The sequence below is a fragment of the Vibrio sp. Sgm 5 genome, assembly GCF_026241575.1.
GTDB classification, from domain to species: domain Bacteria; phylum Pseudomonadota; class Gammaproteobacteria; order Enterobacterales; family Vibrionaceae; genus Vibrio; species Vibrio jasicida.
Window position 1 is genome coordinate 1 of sequence record NZ_JAPHPY010000017.1, and the last position, 18,238, is coordinate 18,238.

14 protein-coding genes, 1 tRNA gene, 1 rRNA gene and 1 pseudogene are annotated in these 18,238 nt (G+C 44.3%); 5 read left to right on the forward strand and 12 right to left on the reverse strand.

Going from position 1 to position 18,238, the window contains the following annotated elements:
- The 8 genes from OQJ86_RS11370 to OQJ86_RS11405 form a co-directional block, all read right to left on the reverse strand.
- Positions 1-75: ribosomal RNA gene (locus OQJ86_RS11370) — 16S ribosomal RNA — on the reverse strand; the annotation flags it as partial.
- A gap of 550 nt (positions 76-625) precedes the next feature.
- Complete coding sequence (locus OQJ86_RS11375; protein WP_265987796.1) at positions 626-1,876, reverse strand: HD-GYP domain-containing protein; 1,251 nt, start codon at positions 1,874-1,876, stop codon at positions 626-628.
- A gap of 153 nt (positions 1,877-2,029) precedes the next feature.
- A complete protein-coding gene (locus OQJ86_RS11380; RefSeq protein WP_265987797.1) occupies positions 2,030-3,028 on the reverse strand; it encodes a LacI family DNA-binding transcriptional regulator in 999 nt (332 codons plus the stop codon).
- A 106-nt stretch (positions 3,029-3,134) separates the two neighbouring features.
- The gene (gene chbG / locus OQJ86_RS11385; protein ID WP_038879658.1) at positions 3,135-3,890 is read right to left on the reverse strand and encodes a chitin disaccharide deacetylase; all 756 of its coding nucleotides are present in this window, start codon (positions 3,888-3,890) and stop codon (positions 3,135-3,137) included.
- A 15-nt stretch (positions 3,891-3,905) separates the two neighbouring features.
- The gene (locus OQJ86_RS11390) at positions 3,906-5,228 is read right to left on the reverse strand and encodes a 6-phospho-beta-glucosidase (RefSeq protein ID WP_038864460.1); all 1,323 of its coding nucleotides are present in this window, start codon (positions 5,226-5,228) and stop codon (positions 3,906-3,908) included.
- A 10-nt stretch (positions 5,229-5,238) separates the two neighbouring features.
- Entirely contained in the window at positions 5,239-5,550 is a 312-nt protein-coding gene (locus OQJ86_RS11395) for a PTS lactose/cellobiose transporter subunit IIA (protein WP_038864462.1), read from the reverse strand.
- Between the two features lie 47 nt (positions 5,551-5,597).
- A complete protein-coding gene (locus tag OQJ86_RS11400; RefSeq protein ID WP_038864463.1) occupies positions 5,598-6,932 on the reverse strand; it encodes a PTS sugar transporter subunit IIC in 1,335 nt (444 codons plus the stop codon).
- Between the two features lie 85 nt (positions 6,933-7,017).
- On the reverse strand, positions 7,018-7,323 hold the full coding sequence (locus OQJ86_RS11405; protein ID WP_081634993.1) for a PTS sugar transporter subunit IIB: 306 nt from the start codon (positions 7,321-7,323) through the stop codon (positions 7,018-7,020).
- 247 nt (positions 7,324-7,570) lie between these two features.
- Here OQJ86_RS11405 and cod point away from each other — a divergent pair, with 247 nt between their 5' ends.
- Positions 7,571-8,854 (forward strand): chitin oligosaccharide deacetylase, encoded by a 1,284-nt coding sequence (cod, locus tag OQJ86_RS11410; protein ID WP_042601060.1) that lies wholly within the window; start codon positions 7,571-7,573, stop codon positions 8,852-8,854.
- Between the two features lie 118 nt (positions 8,855-8,972).
- Here cod and OQJ86_RS11415 read toward each other — a convergent pair.
- Positions 8,973-9,057: transfer RNA gene (locus OQJ86_RS11415), tRNA-Leu, on the reverse strand.
- Positions 9,058-9,234: 177 nt separating this feature from the next.
- Positions 9,235-9,932, reverse strand: a pseudogene (locus tag OQJ86_RS11420) (SDR family NAD(P)-dependent oxidoreductase).
- Positions 9,933-10,177: 245 nt separating this feature from the next.
- Between OQJ86_RS11420 and OQJ86_RS11425 the strand changes: the two are divergent.
- Positions 10,178-10,657, forward strand: coding sequence for an RDD family protein (locus OQJ86_RS11425; protein WP_039975711.1), 480 nt, complete (start codon positions 10,178-10,180; stop codon positions 10,655-10,657).
- Positions 10,658-10,730: 73 nt separating this feature from the next.
- Here OQJ86_RS11425 and lptG read toward each other — a convergent pair whose 3' ends face one another.
- On the reverse strand, positions 10,731-11,801 hold the full coding sequence (lptG, locus tag OQJ86_RS11430) for an LPS export ABC transporter permease LptG (RefSeq protein ID WP_038879670.1): 1,071 nt from the start codon (positions 11,799-11,801) through the stop codon (positions 10,731-10,733).
- Positions 11,802-11,804: 3 nt separating this feature from the next.
- Positions 11,805-12,905: an LPS export ABC transporter permease LptF gene (gene lptF / locus OQJ86_RS11435; protein WP_265987798.1), complete on the reverse strand. Its 1,101-nt coding sequence runs from the start codon at positions 12,903-12,905 to the stop codon at positions 11,805-11,807.
- 200 nt (positions 12,906-13,105) lie between these two features.
- Between lptF and pepA the strand changes: the two genes are divergently transcribed.
- The 3 genes from pepA (at position 13,106) to OQJ86_RS11450 (ending at position 18,135) form a co-directional block, all read left to right on the forward strand.
- Positions 13,106-14,614, forward strand: a complete 1,509-nt coding sequence (gene pepA / locus OQJ86_RS11440; protein ID WP_010450385.1) for a leucyl aminopeptidase — start codon at positions 13,106-13,108, stop codon at positions 14,612-14,614.
- Between the two features lie 116 nt (positions 14,615-14,730).
- A complete protein-coding gene (locus tag OQJ86_RS11445; protein WP_038864600.1) occupies positions 14,731-15,180 on the forward strand; it encodes a DNA polymerase III subunit chi in 450 nt (149 codons plus the stop codon).
- Positions 15,181-15,276: 96 nt separating this feature from the next.
- Complete coding sequence (locus tag OQJ86_RS11450) at positions 15,277-18,135, forward strand: valine--tRNA ligase (RefSeq protein WP_265987799.1); 2,859 nt, start codon at positions 15,277-15,279, stop codon at positions 18,133-18,135.
- The last annotated feature ends 103 nt before the right edge of the window (positions 18,136-18,238 follow it).

An 18,238-nucleotide genomic window follows, 5' to 3' on the forward strand; every position in this document is an offset into this window, starting at 1 on the left:
TCGTTTCCGCTCGACTTGCATGTGTTAGGCCTGCCGCCAGCGTTCAATCTGAGCCATGATCAAACTCTTCAATTTAAGATTTTGTTCGGCTCAACGAATACTGACTTCAAAACTCATCCTTACTCGAAAGTAAGAAGTAATTTTAAAGCTATTATCATTCCAACAGAATGATAATGAATTGACTGTGCCAAGTCCGAAGACTTGATTGGTCACTCAGTTCATTGAAACCTAATTTGAAACCGCTCTTTATTAAGAGAAATTTCTAATTGGATTATCATCAACGAGTGCCCACACAGATTGATAGGTCTATATTGTTAAAGAGCTTGCTTTGCGAGAAGTTTTTCTCTCAAAGCGGAGGTGAATTCTAGCGAGATAATTGAGAGTGTCAAACACTTTTTTCAATTTATTTCCTCAGAAGTTTTTTACCTCCTCGACTCTGCTGAAGCCTTGTGGCGTCTGCCGTGTCGATGGATGCGCATTATAGGGAGAAGATTTTCTTTGGCAAGACTAAAAATGCATTTTTTCTAAAAAAACATACCAAGTGGATACTTTCCATCCAACCAGAAAAATACCCATAAATAACACCCAAGATTTCTACAGATTACCCACAAAAACCTGTGGATAACTACTCATCACTGTCAAAGAAATAGGAAATCCGAGATCTTGGATTTAGGTACTCCCTAATTTTTTCGGGCAGTTTGGATGGATGAATCGCGTTTACGATTTTTAAGTCTTTTGATGCAAGCTCAATAATCGGCGCTTGTGTACGCGGAACTGAAGGGTCATAAACTAAGACATTAGGAAACAACAAGTGTGACGCATTTACTGAGATCACCAACCCCACCATATTATTGGAAAGTTGTACTACCGTTCCCGGTGGAAAAACGCCCATAAACTTGATCAAGATATTAAGGTTTTCTTCTTTATATAGATGTTTGCAATTCTTATATAAATGAGAGAGCGCGGTATAAGGTATCTTTTGTTCGGAAGGGACTGGCGTATGGCACAAATTATCAAAAGCATTCGCCACAATGATCACTTGAGCCAACTCATCGATACCATCCCCTTTTAACCCTTTAGGATAACCCGAGCCATCTCTCATCTCATGATGTTGGGCTATGACTCTTTTCGCGCTTTCAGGAAAGTCATCAATTTGATTCGCCATATCCAAGCCGTACTTGGTGTGCAACTTAAGATAGTTACTTTCTGGTTCAGTGAGCGGCACCTGTTTACGTAAAATAGCCGTTGGGATTTTAATTTTGCCCATATCATGAAAGAGCGCTGCAAAAGAGAGCGCTTTAAGCTGCTCTGCGGAGTATCCTTTTGCACGTCCAATCATCATAGCAATGACAGCAACGTTCAACGAATGGAAGTAGATATCTTCAAATTCATTTTTGCCATTCATTAAATGTAATGTGACATTATCATCGCACATCAACCTCTCAACGATATCGTCAATCAATTGTTTGGCTTCATCAACAGCAGCGGCGGGACGATTACGTATTTTCGTCATCACAGAGCGCATACGGGCGAGGGAACGCTCGAACTCTTTCTCACATTGAATGACTCGACGGCGATAAGCGCTAAGCTTTTCGATGCGCTTTTGCTTCTCTTGCCATAGCTTCTGAGCTTCCAGCTCTAAAGTGTCGTCCTTCTTTACTTCTACTTGCGGCTGATTCGCTGGTAGAGGCGATACTTCGCTCTGTTCTGAGTTAAAATAAACAAACTTAACTCCAAGGTGTCGGATCATCTCAACTTGTTCTTGGTCTTTGATTTTGAAGCTATTTAATAGGAAGGGGTGCTCGTTCCACTTGAGTGGGAGACGGATATGTAAGCCGGGCTGAATACGATCCACTGTAAGTTTAATTGTTGCCACTTTTCCACTACTGACTTAGTTCTTCTTGATAAGCCTTTAATAGTAGTGGATTTTGTAAATGAATTCATCAATAAGGCCGATGTATAAAGCGTCGATGTGCTCACCATCAATAGACAATAACGAGTAGGTTATAGGCCACTCAACCTTTAGCACTTACCATAAAGACCTATCGGCCTTACGTATTTTCAGTTGAGCTTCAAAGATAGGCTTGCTTTCTATTTGTTGATCTTTGACTAGCCCTATAAGAGTTTGCACTGCCACTCTCGCCATGTCACTAATTGGGAAATGAACCGCAGATACCGTAGGGTAGAGACTTTCACATAGGTCGACACTATCAAAGCTTACTAACGAAATTTGTTCTGGGACAGATATCTTATGTTCATGCAGAAATTGCATTGCCCCAACCGTCATCTCCTCACTACAAGAAAAAAGCGCGGTTATTTCAGGATGCCGTCTATATATAGAAGCCATTGCATCATAACCACTTTGACGGCCGTAGTTACCTTCTTCACACCAGCTTTCATCAATTTCGATGCCCGCACTCTTCATTGCATCTACATAACCTAACTTTCTAAGTAAGCTATTATGACGCTGTGAAGGGCCGCTAATACAAGCAATGTGCCTGTGCCCCCCCGAGATAAGGTGCTCTACCGCTATTCGACTCGCATCATGATGATTGAACGTGACACACCGCTCTTCAATACCTTCTACATAACGATCAAGTAATACAAACGGCGTTGGTAACTTTGCTAGTTCACGCAACTCATCATCAGACAAATAACGGCTGTGAAGCACATAACCATCGCAGCGAAGATCATTAAAACGCTCAATAGCCTCTCGCTCTCCTTCTGCGGAATGGTGACCTTGTGCGGTAATCAAAAACTTCTTATGGATGTCTAGTTCCGTTTGAACTTGCTCCATCATCTCCCCGAAAAATCCACCGGTGTAGTACGTCACCAATAAACCAACCATGTTACTTGATGAAGTCGCTAGGGAGCGGGCAATCGCACTTGGGCGATAATTTAATTGCGCCATGGCCGCTTCGACTTTTTTTCTTGTCTCTTCACGGAACTTGCCTTCACCATTAATAATGCGAGAAACGGTGGAACGGTTTACTCCAGCGAGTTCTGCGACATCTTTTATCCTTGCCATATTGCTATTTAATCCAACTGCATGTTTTATTCGAAGAGATAACCTAGATAAAGCGGCCACCAGCAAGTCGTAAGGTGATAATAGGGTTCGACGCCGGCGGCCTAAATCATACACTGGCAACTTTGTGAGAAGAAATAAGCTCAGAGTAATCCGTGACTGCGATACCATGTTGAACAAGTTCTTGCTTAAGTATCGGGGAGGTCAGAACCTGCAGCTCTAATTCTCGTTGCAGCGCGTAACCGCTGCTAAGTATTAGAGGTTGATCGGCCTCTGCGGGATGACACATCACTTCGACAATATCGTACTGAAACTTTAATCTGAGCAAGCCCCTTAGCAACCCATCGAGACTTACACCTTGATCATAAAATTCATCAGTAAAGAAATATCGAACAGGATTCCTGACATGGCATAACCCACTTCCGCGTAAAGGTACACGATATTTTGTAGCAAGTTCTCTTATAACAGGGAGCAATTGAGGGTGAGTGTGCGCATGGTGATGGCTATCTAGATGACTCAATGATAAGCCTAAAGCAAGAAAGTGCTCTATTTGGCTTTGCGCTTCTTCATACACAGCCTTTAAATCGAAATCTTGTTTTTTCCATAACTCGGCATAACTAACAAAGTGCTCCTTACCATTGGTAAGATTAGGGTGCCCCGTAATTGGAGCACCAGCGGTAAAACGAAGGTGTATACCAATTTTCAAGTTAGAATTTTGTTTCGCCAATTCGACGGCATGCTTCTCGGCCCCCATTCCTACCATCATGGTGGTCGACCGAACCACACCTTGCTGGTGTGCTTTGATGATTCCGTTATTCACTCCGGGCGTTAAGCCAAAGTCATCAGCGTTAAAAATCACTTTCATTGGTGATATCCCTTTTTACAGCATTGTCAGTTTAAATTGAGGAAGGTAAGGTGCATTCACTTTCAATATGTCGTCCAAAATGGATTTCGCTCGCCCAATATCAGGCACTAACGGATTATTGGTCAACGCCATAAGTGCTTTGTCATAACTCCCTTCAACCGCAGCTTCAATCGCTAATTGTTCGTAAGCCTTAACTTGGTAAAGTAGTCCTTTTATGTTGGTCGAGAGCTCCCCTACTGCGAGCGGTTTTGCCCCCCAACTACCAATAACTGCACTACATTCAATCACAGCATTGTCAGGTAAACCGTTAATTGCGCCATTGTTTAGTACGTTCACCACATGAATACTATTGCGATTGTTATAAATCGAGTCCACTAGGTTCAATGATGCATCGGAATAGTAAGCTCCTCCCCGCTCTTCTAACTCTTTTGGTTTATGAGCCAAGTTAGGATCTTGATACAGCTTAAATAGTGCCGATTCGGTCTCCATAACTTGTTCAGCACGCGTGCCTTGTTCACCCGCGCTCTGTTTTTCTTCCGCTAGCATGGCATCTGTTTGATAGAAATAACGATGATAAGGACAAGGGATCGCCCCTAACGCTTTAAGAAATGCAGGATCCCACGGTTCCTCCCAAATATTCTTCATACTGAAGTTGGCACCATCTCCAACCTTCTCTAGTACCGTTTGAGTAATATCCTCTCCTCTAAGCCATGCTTTATGTACCCACACCAAGTGATTCAAACCTGCGAACTCAAGTTGCAGCTCTTTTGGTTCACAATCCATCATCTCGGCAATCATCATTTCCATCGAAACAGGCACATTACAAAGTCCAATACTCTTCACTTTGGTATATTTACTCACCGCTTCAGAGACTAAACCTGCTGGGTTAGTAAAATTCAACATCCAAGCATTTGGGGCTAATTCTTCAATATCTTTGCAAATATCGAGGATTACAGGAATGGTTCTCAATGCTTTGGCGAAACCACCCGGTCCTGTAGTTTCCTGACCGATAACATCATATTTAATAGGAATACGCTCGTCGTTCGCTCGCGCAGCTAAACCACCAACACGGAATTGCGTCATAACAAAGTCCGCACCTTTGATTGCTTCACGACGATCAAAACCCGCTTTAATTTCAATGTCAGCACCAGCTTTATCGACCATACGTTGCGCTAAACCTGTGATGATCTCTAACTTCTCCGCCCCAGACTCAATATCAACAAAGTGCATCTGTTTAACAGGTAAGAACTCCAAACGTTTAATAACACCCTCAACAAGTTCCGGAGTGTAACTACTGCCGCCACCTATAATGGCGAGCTTGATTGCATTTCTCGGCATCGTGGCTTCCTTACCTTTCAGAAATTTGCTTGTTCAATGCGACGATTTCTACCGCCATTTCCTGCGCTAAGATGGTCGTCATTAAATGATCTTGAGCATGCACCATAACCAAGGTCATTGGCACTTTGCCCTCTCCTTGGTCCTCTTCAATCAATTGCGTTTGAATCAGGTGCGCTTTGTTAATGCACTCTTTCGCTTGAAAAAGCTTTTCTTCCGCTGCTGCAAAGTTTCTCTCTCTCGATAGGCGCAATGCCTCATAACTCAAACTTCTGGCTTCACCCGCGTTGCAGATAATTTCCATCACGACTAATTCTTGTTCCATGTCTTCTCTCCGAAAGGGAGGGCTATCGAATGACAGCCCAATCATCTTTATGCTGTTACGCCTTCACCGGATGGTTGTTCCGCGTCTTTTGTTTCTTTGCTTGTTGGAAGCTCTTGCTCTAATACTTGCTTTTCAAACATCTTGAAGAACGGCAAGTAGATAAACAGGTCAAGAATCAGTAGCCCTATCACGAGCAACACAGGTGAGAATGTCCAACCGCTACCCCATGATGCACCGATAATAGCTGGTGTAGTCCAAGGTGTTGTTGCTACCCCCATGCCAACAAAACCAAGGTGCACAGCAAAATACGCAATGGTGGCATTCAAGATAGGTGCGAATACGAATGGAATAAATAGAATAGGGTTCATCACCACAGGGCTACCAAAAATAACCGGTTCGTTAATTTGGAAGAAACCAGGCACTGCACTCATACGTCCAATACTTTTGAGGTGAGCTGAACGACTGAAGGACATAAGCATTACCAGCGCTAATGTTGCACCCGAACCACCAATAAAGATGTAGAAGTCCCAGAATGGCTGAGTGAATACATTTGGAATAGGTTGGCCAGCAACAAACGCGTCGATGTTAGCACTGATATTAGTAAGGAAGATGGGAGACAGAAGACCAACGACAATCGCCGCTCCATGGATGCCCGCAAACCACAATAACTGACAAACAAGCAAGGCGCCAATGATCGCTGGTAACGTATTTGAAGCACTGATCAATGGTTTGAACATTGCCATCACCGCATCAGGAATCAACATATCGTATTGCATTTGAACAAAAATACTCAGAGGGTAAAGCGTAACGAAAATCGCTAAGACGGGTAGCAATACCTCAAAGGATCGTGCAATAGCCGGAGGCACCTGCTCTGGCATGCGAATCGTAATGTTATGCTTTTTCATAAAGCGGTACAGCTCGACAGAAAAGAAAGCACTCATTACCGCAGTAAAAATCCCCGTTCCTCCCATATGATTCATTGCCAAAGCGCCGTCTTTAGCAGGAGCTGCAATTAATAAGAAACTCATAAGCGACAAAACAGCACTGGTTATCCCATCCATTTTGTACGCTTTCGCCAAGCTATAGGCGACCCCTAGCGAGACGAATATCGTCATGATTCCCATCGACATATTGAACGGCATCATAATGGTATCGAAATGCGTCGTCGCAAAGTCCAACCATATTTGACCTAGAGTAAACGAAGTCCCTTCTTCAAATGGTGGAAAAGCAAATATTAAGATAAAGCTACCTACAATAATAAACGGCATTGCCACGATAAATCCGTCTCTCATTGCTCTAACATGAGGTTGATTACCCACTTTTGCTGCAATTGGGGCTATATGCTTTTCGACTATTCCTATAATCGCATCATAAAGCTTCATAGAGTCCATCCTTATTTTTAGACAAAAGAACCCCACATCAAATATCAATATTTGATGATTGTTCTTTTTATTTTAAACTATTGAATTAGTTAATAAGTTCTAATGCTTGCTTTAATACTTCTTCCCCTTTCATCATTCCATAAGCCTGTGGGGAAATTGCTTCTATATTTTTACCGTGCTCTTGAGCTGTTTTTCGCAACTCTTCTAATTGGAATCGAACTTGAGGTCCAAGCAAGCAAACATCGTACTCTTTGATTGCTTCATCAAACGCGTTCACAGACAACGCATCAATCTTACATGCAATACCTTGCTTTTCAGCAGCTTGCTCCATCTTTCTAACCAACATACTGGTCGACATCCCAGCGCTACAGCATAAAAGGATCTTTTTCATAGCCTTACTCCCGTTGTGTAATTTTCAACCTACAAAAACTGTAGCAAAAATAACCAACGCAAAAAAGCGCAACCGGTTGCATTGTTCGTGAACTAAATCTCACTTTAGAAAATACGCTCTATTTTTTATTAATTATTTAGGTCTAGGATAAAAGCCAACAGAATAATAAAACACAAAATTTATATTTATAACTATCAATATATTACTACTGACAACGTCATAATTAACTTCTTAAAAGGAATAAAGAATGAAATTAAATAAACTGGCTATGGTTACACTCTTAGGCACTGCTCTATCTCAATATTCGTTTGCCCAAGCAGACCCAAAAGGCACGATATATTTAACTTTTGATGACGGCCCTATTAATGCGTCAATCGATGTGATTAATGTGCTTAATGAACAAGGGGTTAAAGGCACTTTTTACTTTAATGCTTGGCACCTAGATGGGATTGGTGATGAAAATGAGGACCGCGCTTTAGAAGCTTTGAAACTGGCTCTCGATACAGGGCATATCGTAGCGAACCACAGTTATGCCCATATGATCCATAACTGCGTGGAAGAATTTGGCCCTAACAGTGGTGCAGAATGTAATGCGACGGGCGATCATCAAATTAACTCTTACCAAGATCCTGTCTACGACGCTCTAACATTTGACGAAAACTTAGCAGTACTCGAGCGATACCTACCAAATATTTCCAGTTACCCAAACTATCGCGGTGAAGAGTTTGCTCGATTGCCATATACCAACGGCTGGCGTGTAACAAAAAACTTTAAAGCAGATGGCTTATGTGCAACCTCTGATGACTTAAAACCTTGGGAACCTGGCTACGTCTGTGACACTAACAACCCGTCAAACAGCGTTAAGGCCTCGATTGAAGTTCAAAATATCTTAGCGAATAAGGGATATCAAACCCATGGTTGGGATCTCGACTGGGCACCGGAGAACTGGGGCATTGCAATGCCAGCAAATAGTTTGACGGAAGCAGAACCGTTTCTAGGTTATGTTGATGCGGCCCTAAACAGTTGTGCGCCAACGACGATCAACCCTATCAACTCCAAAACACAAGAATTCCCTTGTGGTACTCCGCTACACGCAGACAAAGTTATCGTGTTAACACATGAGTTCTTATTCGAAGATGGCAAACGCGGCATGGGAGCAACCAAAAACTTACCTAAGCTGGCTAAGTTTATCCAAATCGCAAAAGAAGCAGGATACGTTTTCGATAGCATGGATAACTACACACCAGTTTGGCAAGTTGGTCAGGCATACGTTGCTGGTGATTACGTAACACATTCAGGTACTGTTTATAAAGCGGTTACAACGCACGTCGCACAACAGGATTGGGCACCGTCTTCAACGTCTAGCCTTTGGACAAATGCCGATCCTGCAACTAACTGGACACTAAACGTTGCTTATGAAGCAGATGATGTCGTGACTTACCAAGGTCTTCGCTACCTCGTAAACATTCCGCATGTATCACAGTCGGATTGGACTCCTAATACACAGAACACCTTGTTCACAGCTCTATAGGCTGTTCCTACTATCACCATGTAGTAGTTTGCGCGAGGCATACCCCTCGCGCTTTTTTTATTTTGGATAACCAGAAACAACAAAGCCCCGACTTTCGTCGAGGCTCTGTCTTGGAATATGGTACCGGTGGGCGGACTTGAACCGCCACGCCCGAAGGCAACGGATTTTGAATCCGTCGTGTATACCAATTTCACCACACCGGCATCTCGGGGCTATTGCCCTTTGATGGTTGGCATTATACGTAAGCTTTTGACCTGCGCAAGCAGAAAAACCTTAAATAACTATCGTTTGCTGATAATTTCGCCACAAAGTGTGACAAAGAAGATCTCATCACAGTTCAGTCTGCCATATCACCTGATAACAAGACCTCCCTCTCAGCCCTATAAACGGTTAACTGTAATATCCGAAACGTAACCATTACCAATATTAGAAAGCGCACCATGAATCATCCGCGCTGCATCACCTGCACTCATAAAGCTACTGGTGTCTAAAGTCTTACCGCTCGTCTCCCAAAATTCCGTCGCCATACCTCCGGGATACACAGCGATAATTTTCATTGGTTTGCCTTTTAACTCCATACGAACGGATTCAATCAAACCTTTGACAGCCCACTTCACCGCACAATAGGTCCTTTGACAGCCCACTTCACCGCACAATAGGTCGATTCTTGTGCCTTAGCTTGCAGTGCTGCTGTCGACATCACCATCACAACATTTACTGGCTGCTCTTGATAACGTTTGACCAACTCTCGAAGAATATTAATCGCCGAAGTGAGGTTATTTTCAATCAGCTTTTGAATCTCTTGCGGGTCTTGCTCAGCTAATAAACCAAAATACCCACTTCCAGCACAGTGAATCAGAGTAGAAGGCGCTTTAGGCAGCTCATTAAACAAATTCTCGACTTGGGATGTATCCACCAAATCACAACTACGCACTTGAGCTTTATTAGATAGGTGTTGAGAAAGAGTCGCTAACTTCTCTTCACTGCGTCCAGTTAACAGTGTTTCTTCGCCTTGAGCATCATACAACTTAGCTAGTTGCGCACCTAGTCCACTGCTCGCGCCGGTAATCACGATCATCTTGTACCTCTATCACGTCATTCGTAATCTCATGTTCTAAGCAAGGTACCGTATGTTTGACGATTTCACAGGTTAGGTGACGCGAAGTTTGAACTGGATAGCTTTGTTAAGTTAGACGATGGATATAAAGTGTCTTCTGCTATGGTGATTTCTTCGTAATTAGAGACTCTGTGCGTTAGCTCTCTTTTCACCGACAAGCGGAATCTATATCCTGACGCACAATTTTAAAGGTAAGTGATGGAACTATGACGACTTCTACAACTCTTCCACCAGCGGGCTTATTTCGCCGATTAGCGGCGTTGTTCTACGATATGCTGATTATCTTAGCAATTGAAATGATGGCCGCCGGCGTAGTGATGGCAATCGTCTTTGCGTTAAATGCAGCAGGATTATTGAGCTATGGAGAATATGCAGATGCAGCGGATATGCTAGGAAAGCACCCTGTATTAAGCCCGCTATTTACCCTTTACTTGGCGACAGTCTGGGTATATTTCTTTGTCTTCTTCTGGACACGAGCAGGTCAAACACTAGGCATGCGAGCTTGGAAAATGCAGATCCGAAACAGTAAAGATGGCTCAGCTATTTCTGTAACTCAGGCATTGATTCGCCTAGCAACCTCTGGTTTCGGCTTAGCTAACCTCACTGTACCCATTGACCCACAGAAACGTGGTTTCCATGATATTTGGGCAAAAACTGAAGTCGTGGTATTACCGAAAGCTAAATAGTTAAATGGCAGAAGCAAAATAGAAAAAGGAAGGCATGGCGCCTTCCTTTTTTATGTTTACTGTCTTTGGGAATCTATAGCTTTCTTCTGAGCAGAGATACCGCAATAGCTAAGAATACGAGACTTGGAGCCAGTGCACCGAATACTGGCGGGATGCCATATACCAAGGTTAGAGGACCAAAGAATTCACTGGATATGTAGAAAGTAAAGCCAGCAACCACCCCCGAAAGCACCCTTGCCCCCATGGTCACACTACGTAATGGACCGAATACAAATGACAGTGCCATCAACATCATTACCGCGATAGAAAGCGGTTGAGATAGCTTGCGCCAAAATGCCAGTTCATAACGTGAAGCATCTTGCTCTGATGCTTTCAGGTATGTCACATAGTCATACAAGCCACTTAGTGACAGCTCTTCTGGTTTTACCGTCACGACTGCCAGTTTGTCTGGTGCTAATGAGGTGTGCCACTCCATTTGTTCCAAATCACGCTTGGTAATGACGTTTTCATTCTCCATGTCAGTAACTTGCACGTAGCGCATCAGCCAATTGTTGTCTTGTTGGTAATCAACCTCTTCAGCAAAAATGACTTTCTGTAGGTTTTTATCATCATCAAAACGCCACATGTTCAAACCATAGAGTTTGTCGTCTTCAACTTTGCCGATAAAGATAAAATCATTGGCATCACGAGCCCAAACACCAGCCCGAACAGAAACGATACTACCGCCAGACAAAGCAAACGCTCGTAGATCACGTGCCATTTTTTGTGCTTCAGGTGCGCCCCATTGGCCAAGCGTCATGACGATTAGCATTAATGGAACCGCGGTTTTAAGCACTGATAAACCGATATCCAACTTAGAAAAGCCGGCTGCTTGCATTACTACGAGCTCGGAGCTGGAAGCCAACATACCAAGGCCAATTAATGCCCCCAACAACGCAGCCATCGGGAAAAACATTTCTACATCGCGAGGGATACTTAGTAACACAAAGTAGAGGGCATGCATTAAGTCGTATGCACCACGGCCGACTTTACGCAGCTGCTCTACGTATTTGATGATGCCAGACAAACCAACAAAGGTCGCTAACACCAAAGCCGTGGTAGAGATTATCGTTCTACCGATGTAAAGGTCTAAGAGTTTGAACACAGCTTACGCGAGCCTCTTCTTACAGAATTTTTCTTTCATTCGACGAGCAGGAACACTGTCCATCATGTTCGCCAGGATAGCGACTAAAAGCAGCATCGCATTAATAGGCCACATGCCAATAGCAGCAGGTATAGCACCATCCTCTAACGCAGATTTCGTTGCACTAATTGCAAGGAAGTACGCCAAGTAAATCAAGATGGCAGGGCCCATTTTAGCGAAACGTCCCTGACGTGGGTTGACCGCGGAAAGCGGAATAACCAACATCGTCAACAGCGGAATACACACAAACAATGAAATTCGCCATTGCAGTTCTGCTTGCGCTTCTGGATCGGGATGACCGATCAAATCTGCGGTTGGGTAAGCTTCCCAATCACGACCTTTTTGCTTCACTTCGCGCTGGCCAATCAAGCCTTCATATTCGTCAAACTTGGTGATCATGTATTCCACGCGAGTCGGCACACCTTCATAGCGCGTGCCCTCATGCATCGTAATGATCTGACGGCCATCCGACAGTTCTTTTACATCGCCTGAAGAAGAGAACATCACGCTTGGTAGAATGGAATCGCGAGGGCGCATCTGTGCAACAAACACGTTGCTTAACGTGCTGTTTTTGATGTCGTCAATAAACACGACTGACGAACCATCTGGCGTTCCTTGGAATTGGCCTTTCTTTAGCAGGTCAACGCTGTTTTCTGCCGCGACTTGCTCGTACAGCTGCTCGACACGGTCCTGAGACCAAGGCGATAACCACAACGCATTAAACGCAGCAACACCTGATGTAATCAGAGCTAAGTACAATGCCGCCTGTACCAAGAATTTATTCCCGATACCGGTGGCATTCATTACCACGATCTCACTTTCCGCATACAAGCGACCAAAGGTGATCAATATGCCGATGTACAAACTTAATGGCAGCATCAATAAACCCATGGCTGGCATGTTTAAACCAACCACTGAGAAAATTAATCCAGCAGGAATATCCCCGTCCGAAGCATCAGCAAGAACACTGATAAACTTCTGGCTCACAAACACCAAAAAAAGTACGAAGAAAATCGCAAATTGGCTCTTGAGTGTTTCGCGGATCAAATATCTAACAATAATCACGCTGAAATTACCTATACAAAACTTGTTTTTTTGGTCGAATCACTATAGTTTCCCGTTGAACCATTTATTTTTTTAAAAATTATAAACTAGATGTTAGCGCTTAAATCAGCTCTGTTGGTAAGACCTGAGCTTAAATTCAACAAGTAAGCGATCATTATCTAACATTTAGAGCAATTTGTCTTCAGGATGTAGGAGTACGCATGGAGTTCAGTGTTAAAAGTGGCAGTCCAGAGAAACAACGTAGCGCATGTATCGTTGTTGGTGTGTTTGAACCACGTCGCCTTTCTCCAGTAGCCGAACAACTTGATAAAATCAGTGACGGTTACATCAGTTCACTACTTCGCCGTGGTGATCTAGAGGGTAAACCTGGTCAGATGCTACTACTGCATCAAGTACCAGGTGTTTTGTCAGAGCGCGTTCTACTTGTAGGTTGTGGTAAAGAACGTGAACTCGGCGAGCGCCAGTACAAGGAAATCATTCAAAAGACGATCAGCACACTTAACGAAACCGGTTCAATGGAAGCAGTATGTTTTCTAACTGAACTACACGTTAAAGGTCGCGATACGTACTGGAAAGTACGTCAAGCGGTTGAAGCGACTAAAGATGGTCTTTACACATTTAACCAGTTCAAGAGCGTTAAGCCAGAAACTCGTCGTCCACTGCGTAAGCTAGTGTTCAACGTACCAACGCGTCGTGAACTGAACCTAGGTGAAAAAGCAATCACCCATGGTCTAGCTATTTCTTCTGGTGTGAAAGCATCAAAAGATCTTGGCAACATGCCACCAAACGTAGCAAACCCAGCTTACTTAGCCTCTCAAGCTCGTCGCCTTGCTGACGATTACGAAACCGTAACCACCAAGATCATTGGTGAGCAAGAGATGGAAAAACTGGGCATGACATCTTACCTAGCAGTAGGTCGTGGTTCGAAGAACGAATCTATGATGTCGATTATCGAATACAAGGGTAACCCAGAGTCAGAAGCAAAACCTATCGTTCTCGTCGGTAAAGGTCTGACGTTCGATTCAGGCGGTATCTCTCTAAAACCTGGTGAAGGTATGGATGAGATGAAGTACGACATGTGTGGTGCTGCGTCTGTATTCGGAACAATGAAAGCGCTAGCGAAGCTAAACCTACCAATCAACGTTATTGGTGTTCTAGCAGGCTGTGAAAACATGCCAGGCAGCAACGCTTACCGTCCAGGAGACATCCTAACAACCATGTCTGGTCAAACTGTAGAAGTTCTGAACACTGATGCGGAAGGTCGTCTTGTTCTTTGTGACGCACTGACTTACGTAGAGCGTTTCGAACCAGACTGCGTAGTAGACGTTGCAACGCTAACGGGAGCTTGTGTTATCGCACTAGGCCACCACATCAGCGGCGTAATCTCTAACCACAACCCACTTTCTCATGAGCTAGTAAACGCTTCTGAGCAAGCAAGTGACCGTGCATGGCGTCTGCCAATGGCAGACGAGTACCATGAGCAGCTGAAGAGTCCATTTGCTGATATGGCAAACATTGGTGGTCGTCCTGCTGGCACTATCACTGCAGGTTGCTTCCTGTCTAAGTTTGCTAAGAAGTACAACTGGGCACACGTCGATATCGCGGGTACAGCTTGGAAGTCAGGCGCAGCGAAAGGCTCAACGGGCCGTCCTGTCTCAATGCTTGTCCAATTCCTTTTGAACCGCAGCGGCCAAGAGACAGAAGAGTAATTTCTGAACACTATCTAAAAGGGCCGCAAGGCCCTTTTTTATTACCCCGATTTTCTTGAGAGAGAATAGGAATGTAAAATGGTCTAAGGATGAGACCAATGGCAAGTGAGAGAATGATGCAAACTGCAACCTTCTACATCATTAAAGAAGAGAGCCCTCAAGCTACAAAGACGGGCTTTGAACAATACATCGTATTCTTGGCTCAGCACTTTGCTCGCCAAGGAGCTAAAGTGTATTTGAACTGCCAAGACAAGTCGCACGCCGAACAACTGGCCGAGGCTTTTTGGCAAATTGATGCAGATAAGTTCATGGCTCATAATCTCGTAGGTGAAGGACCGAAATACGCCACCAATATTGAGATCGGCCATGAAGGCGTAAAACCTAATTGGAATCGTCAATTGGTAATTAATTTGGCGGAAAATGAGACAACCTTTGCGAACAAGTTTGCTCAAGTGGTAGACTTCGTGCCTTGCGAAGAAAAAGCTAAACAGGTCGCAAGAGAAAGGTATAAAATTTACCGTCAAGCAGGTTATCAACTGCAAACGATCGAAATTCAATATCCTTAACGGTCAATCCTTATAGTTAAGGCGATCTTGTTAAGATCCCTCACTTATAAAGATTGACTTAGATTCAACCATCAACGTATCCATTAAAAGAGCGCTATGGAAAAGACATACAACCCAACTTCAATCGAACAAGCTCTGTATCAGACTTGGGAAGAGAAAGGCTACTTTAAGCCACACGGTGACACTACTAAAGAATCATACAGCATCATGATCCCGCCACCGAACGTCACTGGTAGCCTACACATGGGCCACGCGTTCCAAGATACGATCATGGATACGCTTATCCGTTGTGAGCGCATGAAGGGTAAAAACACTCTTTGGCAAGTAGGTACGGACCACGCAGGTATCGCAACTCAGATGGTTGTTGAGCGTAAGATCGCTGCAGAAGAAGGCAAAACAAAACACGATTACGGTCGTGAAGCTTTCATCGACAAAATCTGGGAATGGAAAGGCGAATCTGGCGGTACTATCACTAAGCAGCTTCGTCGCCTTGGCGCATCTGTAGACTGGGACCGAGAGCGTTTTACGATGGACGATGGTCTATCTAACGCCGTTCAAGAAGTGTTCGTACGTCTATACGAAGACGATCTAATCTACCGCGGTAAGCGTCTAGTTAACTGGGATCCAAAGCTACACACAGCGATTTCAGATCTAGAAGTAGAGAACAAAGACACTAAAGGCAACATGTGGCACTTCCGCTACCCACTAGCAGATGGCGTTAAAACAGCGGATGGCAAAGACTACATCGTTGTGGCTACGACTCGTCCAGAGACCATGCTAGGCGATACTGGTGTTGCGGTTAACCCAGAAGATCCACGTTACAAAGATCTTATCGGTAAAGACATCATCCTTCCTATCGTTGAACGTCGCATTCCAATCGTGGGCGATGAGCACGCAGATATGGAAAAAGGTACTGGCTGTGTGAAAATCACACCTGCGCACGACTTCAACGACTACGAAGTTGGTAAGCGCCACCAGCTACCAATGATCAACATTCTGACTTTCGACGCGAACATCCGTGACGCTTCTGAAGTATTCAACACCAACGGCGAAGCAAGCGACGCTTACAGCACTGAGCTACCAGCTAAGTACCAAGGTATGGAGCGTTTTGCAGCTCGTAAAGCTATCGTTGCTGAATTCGACGAGCTAGGTCTACTTGAAGAAGTGAAAGATCACGATCTACAAGTTCCTTACGGCGACCGTGGTGGTGTGGTTATCGAACCAATGCTAACTGACCAGTGGTACGTACGTACTGCACCTCTAGCGAAAACAGCGGTTGAAGCAGTTGAAAACGGCGACATCCAATTCGTTCCTAAGCAATACGAAAACATGTACTTCTCTTGGATGCGTGACGTTCAAGACTGGTGTATCTCTCGTCAGCTATGGTGGGGTCACCGCATCCCAGCTTGGTACGACAACCAAGGTAATGTTTACGTAGGTCGTGACGAAGAAGAAGTTCGTAAGAACAACAACCTAGAGTCAGTTATTGAACTGCACCAAGACGAAGACGTACTGGATACATGGTTCTCTTCTGCACTATGGACGTTCGGTACTCAAGGTTGGCCAGAGCAAACTGACGATCTGAAAGTATTCCACCCTTCAGACGTACTAGTAACTGGTTTCGACATCATCTTCTTCTGGGTTGCGCGCATGATCATGATGACCATGCACTTCGTGAAAGACGAAAACGGCAAACCACAAGTACCGTTTAAAACAGTTTACGTTACTGGTCTAATCCGTGACGAAAACGGCGACAAGATGTCTAAGTCGAAAGGTAACGTACTTGACCCAATCGACATGATCGATGGTATCGACCTAGAGTCTCTAGTAGAGAAGCGTTGTGGCAACATGATGCAGCCTCAACTAGCGAAGAAAATCGAGAAGAACACTCGTAAGACGTTTGAAAACGGTATCGAAGCATACGGCACAGACGCACTACGTTTCACTCTTGCAGCAATGGCATCAACAGGTCGCGATATCAACTGGGATATGAAGCGTCTTGAGGGTTACCGTAACTTCTGTAACAAACTATGGAACGCAAGCCGTTACGTAATGATGAACACAGAAGAGCAAGATTGTGGCTTCAACGGTGGTGAGATTGAATACTCACTAGCGGACAAGTGGATCGAGTCTCAGTTTGAACTTGCAGCGAAAGCGTTCAACAACCATATCGACAACTTCCGTCTAGATATGGCGTCTAACACGCTTTACGAATTCATCTGGAACCAATTCTGTGACTGGTACCTTGAGCTTACTAAGCCAGTTCTATGGAAAGGTACTGAAGCGCAACAACGTGGTACTCGCCGTACACTAATCACGGTTCTTGAGAAGACTCTACGTCTAGCTCACCCAGTGATTCCTTACATCACTGAAACTATCTGGCAAAGCATCAAGCCACTAGTTGAAGGTGTAGAAGGTGAGACAATCATGCTGCAAGCACTGCCTCAATTCGACGAAGCAAACTTCAACCAAGAAGCGCTAGACGATATTGAATGGGTGAAAGCGTTCATTACCAGCATCCGTAACCTACGTGCTGAATACGACATCAACCCAGGTAAGCCGCTTGACGTTATGTTGAAAGCAGCAAACGCAGAAGACGCAGCGCGTCTAGAAGCAAACAAACAAGTTCTGATGTCTCTAGCGAAACTAGAATCTGTACGCGTACTTGCTGCTGACGAAGAAACGCCAGCGTGTGCAACAGCACTGGTTGCTAAGTCTGAGCTTATGATCCCAATGGCGGGTCTGATCGACAAAGACGCTGAGCTTGCTCGTCTAGATGGCGAAATCAAGAAAACTCACGGCGAAATCAAGCGTATCGAAGGCAAACTAGGTAACGAAGGCTTCGTAGCGAAAGCTCCTGAAGCGGTTGTTGCTAAAGAGCGTGAGAAGCTTGAAGGTTACAAAGAGACACTAGCTAAGCTAGAAGAGCAGAAGACAACGATCGCTGCACTTTAATCGCTAAAAGCTAGAATAAAAGAATCAAAGGGTTGGTGTGAAAGCATCAACCCTTTTTGCATTTTATTGCTCGGAAAGCTTTCAAAGATATTCACTACTCTCT

Excerpts from the sequence above, each read along its gene's own strand:
- OQJ86_RS11380 (WP_265987797.1), bottom strand. The coding sequence starts at position 3,028 with ATGGCAAGGATAAAAGATGTCGCAGAACTCGCTGGAGTAAACCGTTCC.
- chbG (WP_038879658.1), bottom strand. The coding sequence starts at position 3,890 with ATGAAAGTGATTTTTAACGCTGATGACTTTGGCTTAACGCCCGGAGTG.
- OQJ86_RS11390 (WP_038864460.1), bottom strand. The coding sequence starts at position 5,228 with ATGCCGAGAAATGCAATCAAGCTCGCCATTATAGGTGGCGGCAGTAGT.
- OQJ86_RS11395 (WP_038864462.1), bottom strand. The coding sequence starts at position 5,550 with ATGGAACAAGAATTAGTCGTGATGGAAATTATCTGCAACGCGGGTGAA.
- OQJ86_RS11400 (WP_038864463.1), bottom strand. The coding sequence starts at position 6,932 with ATGAAGCTTTATGATGCGATTATAGGAATAGTCGAAAAGCATATAGCC.
- OQJ86_RS11405 (WP_081634993.1), bottom strand. The coding sequence starts at position 7,323 with ATGAAAAAGATCCTTTTATGCTGTAGCGCTGGGATGTCGACCAGTATG.
- cod (WP_042601060.1), top strand. The coding sequence starts at position 7,571 with ATGAAATTAAATAAACTGGCTATGGTTACACTCTTAGGCACTGCTCTA.
- OQJ86_RS11425 (WP_039975711.1), top strand. The coding sequence starts at position 10,178 with ATGACGACTTCTACAACTCTTCCACCAGCGGGCTTATTTCGCCGATTA.
- pepA (WP_010450385.1), top strand. The coding sequence starts at position 13,106 with ATGGAGTTCAGTGTTAAAAGTGGCAGTCCAGAGAAACAACGTAGCGCA.
- OQJ86_RS11445 (WP_038864600.1), top strand. The coding sequence starts at position 14,731 with ATGCAAACTGCAACCTTCTACATCATTAAAGAAGAGAGCCCTCAAGCT.
- OQJ86_RS11450 (WP_265987799.1), top strand. The coding sequence starts at position 15,277 with ATGGAAAAGACATACAACCCAACTTCAATCGAACAAGCTCTGTATCAG.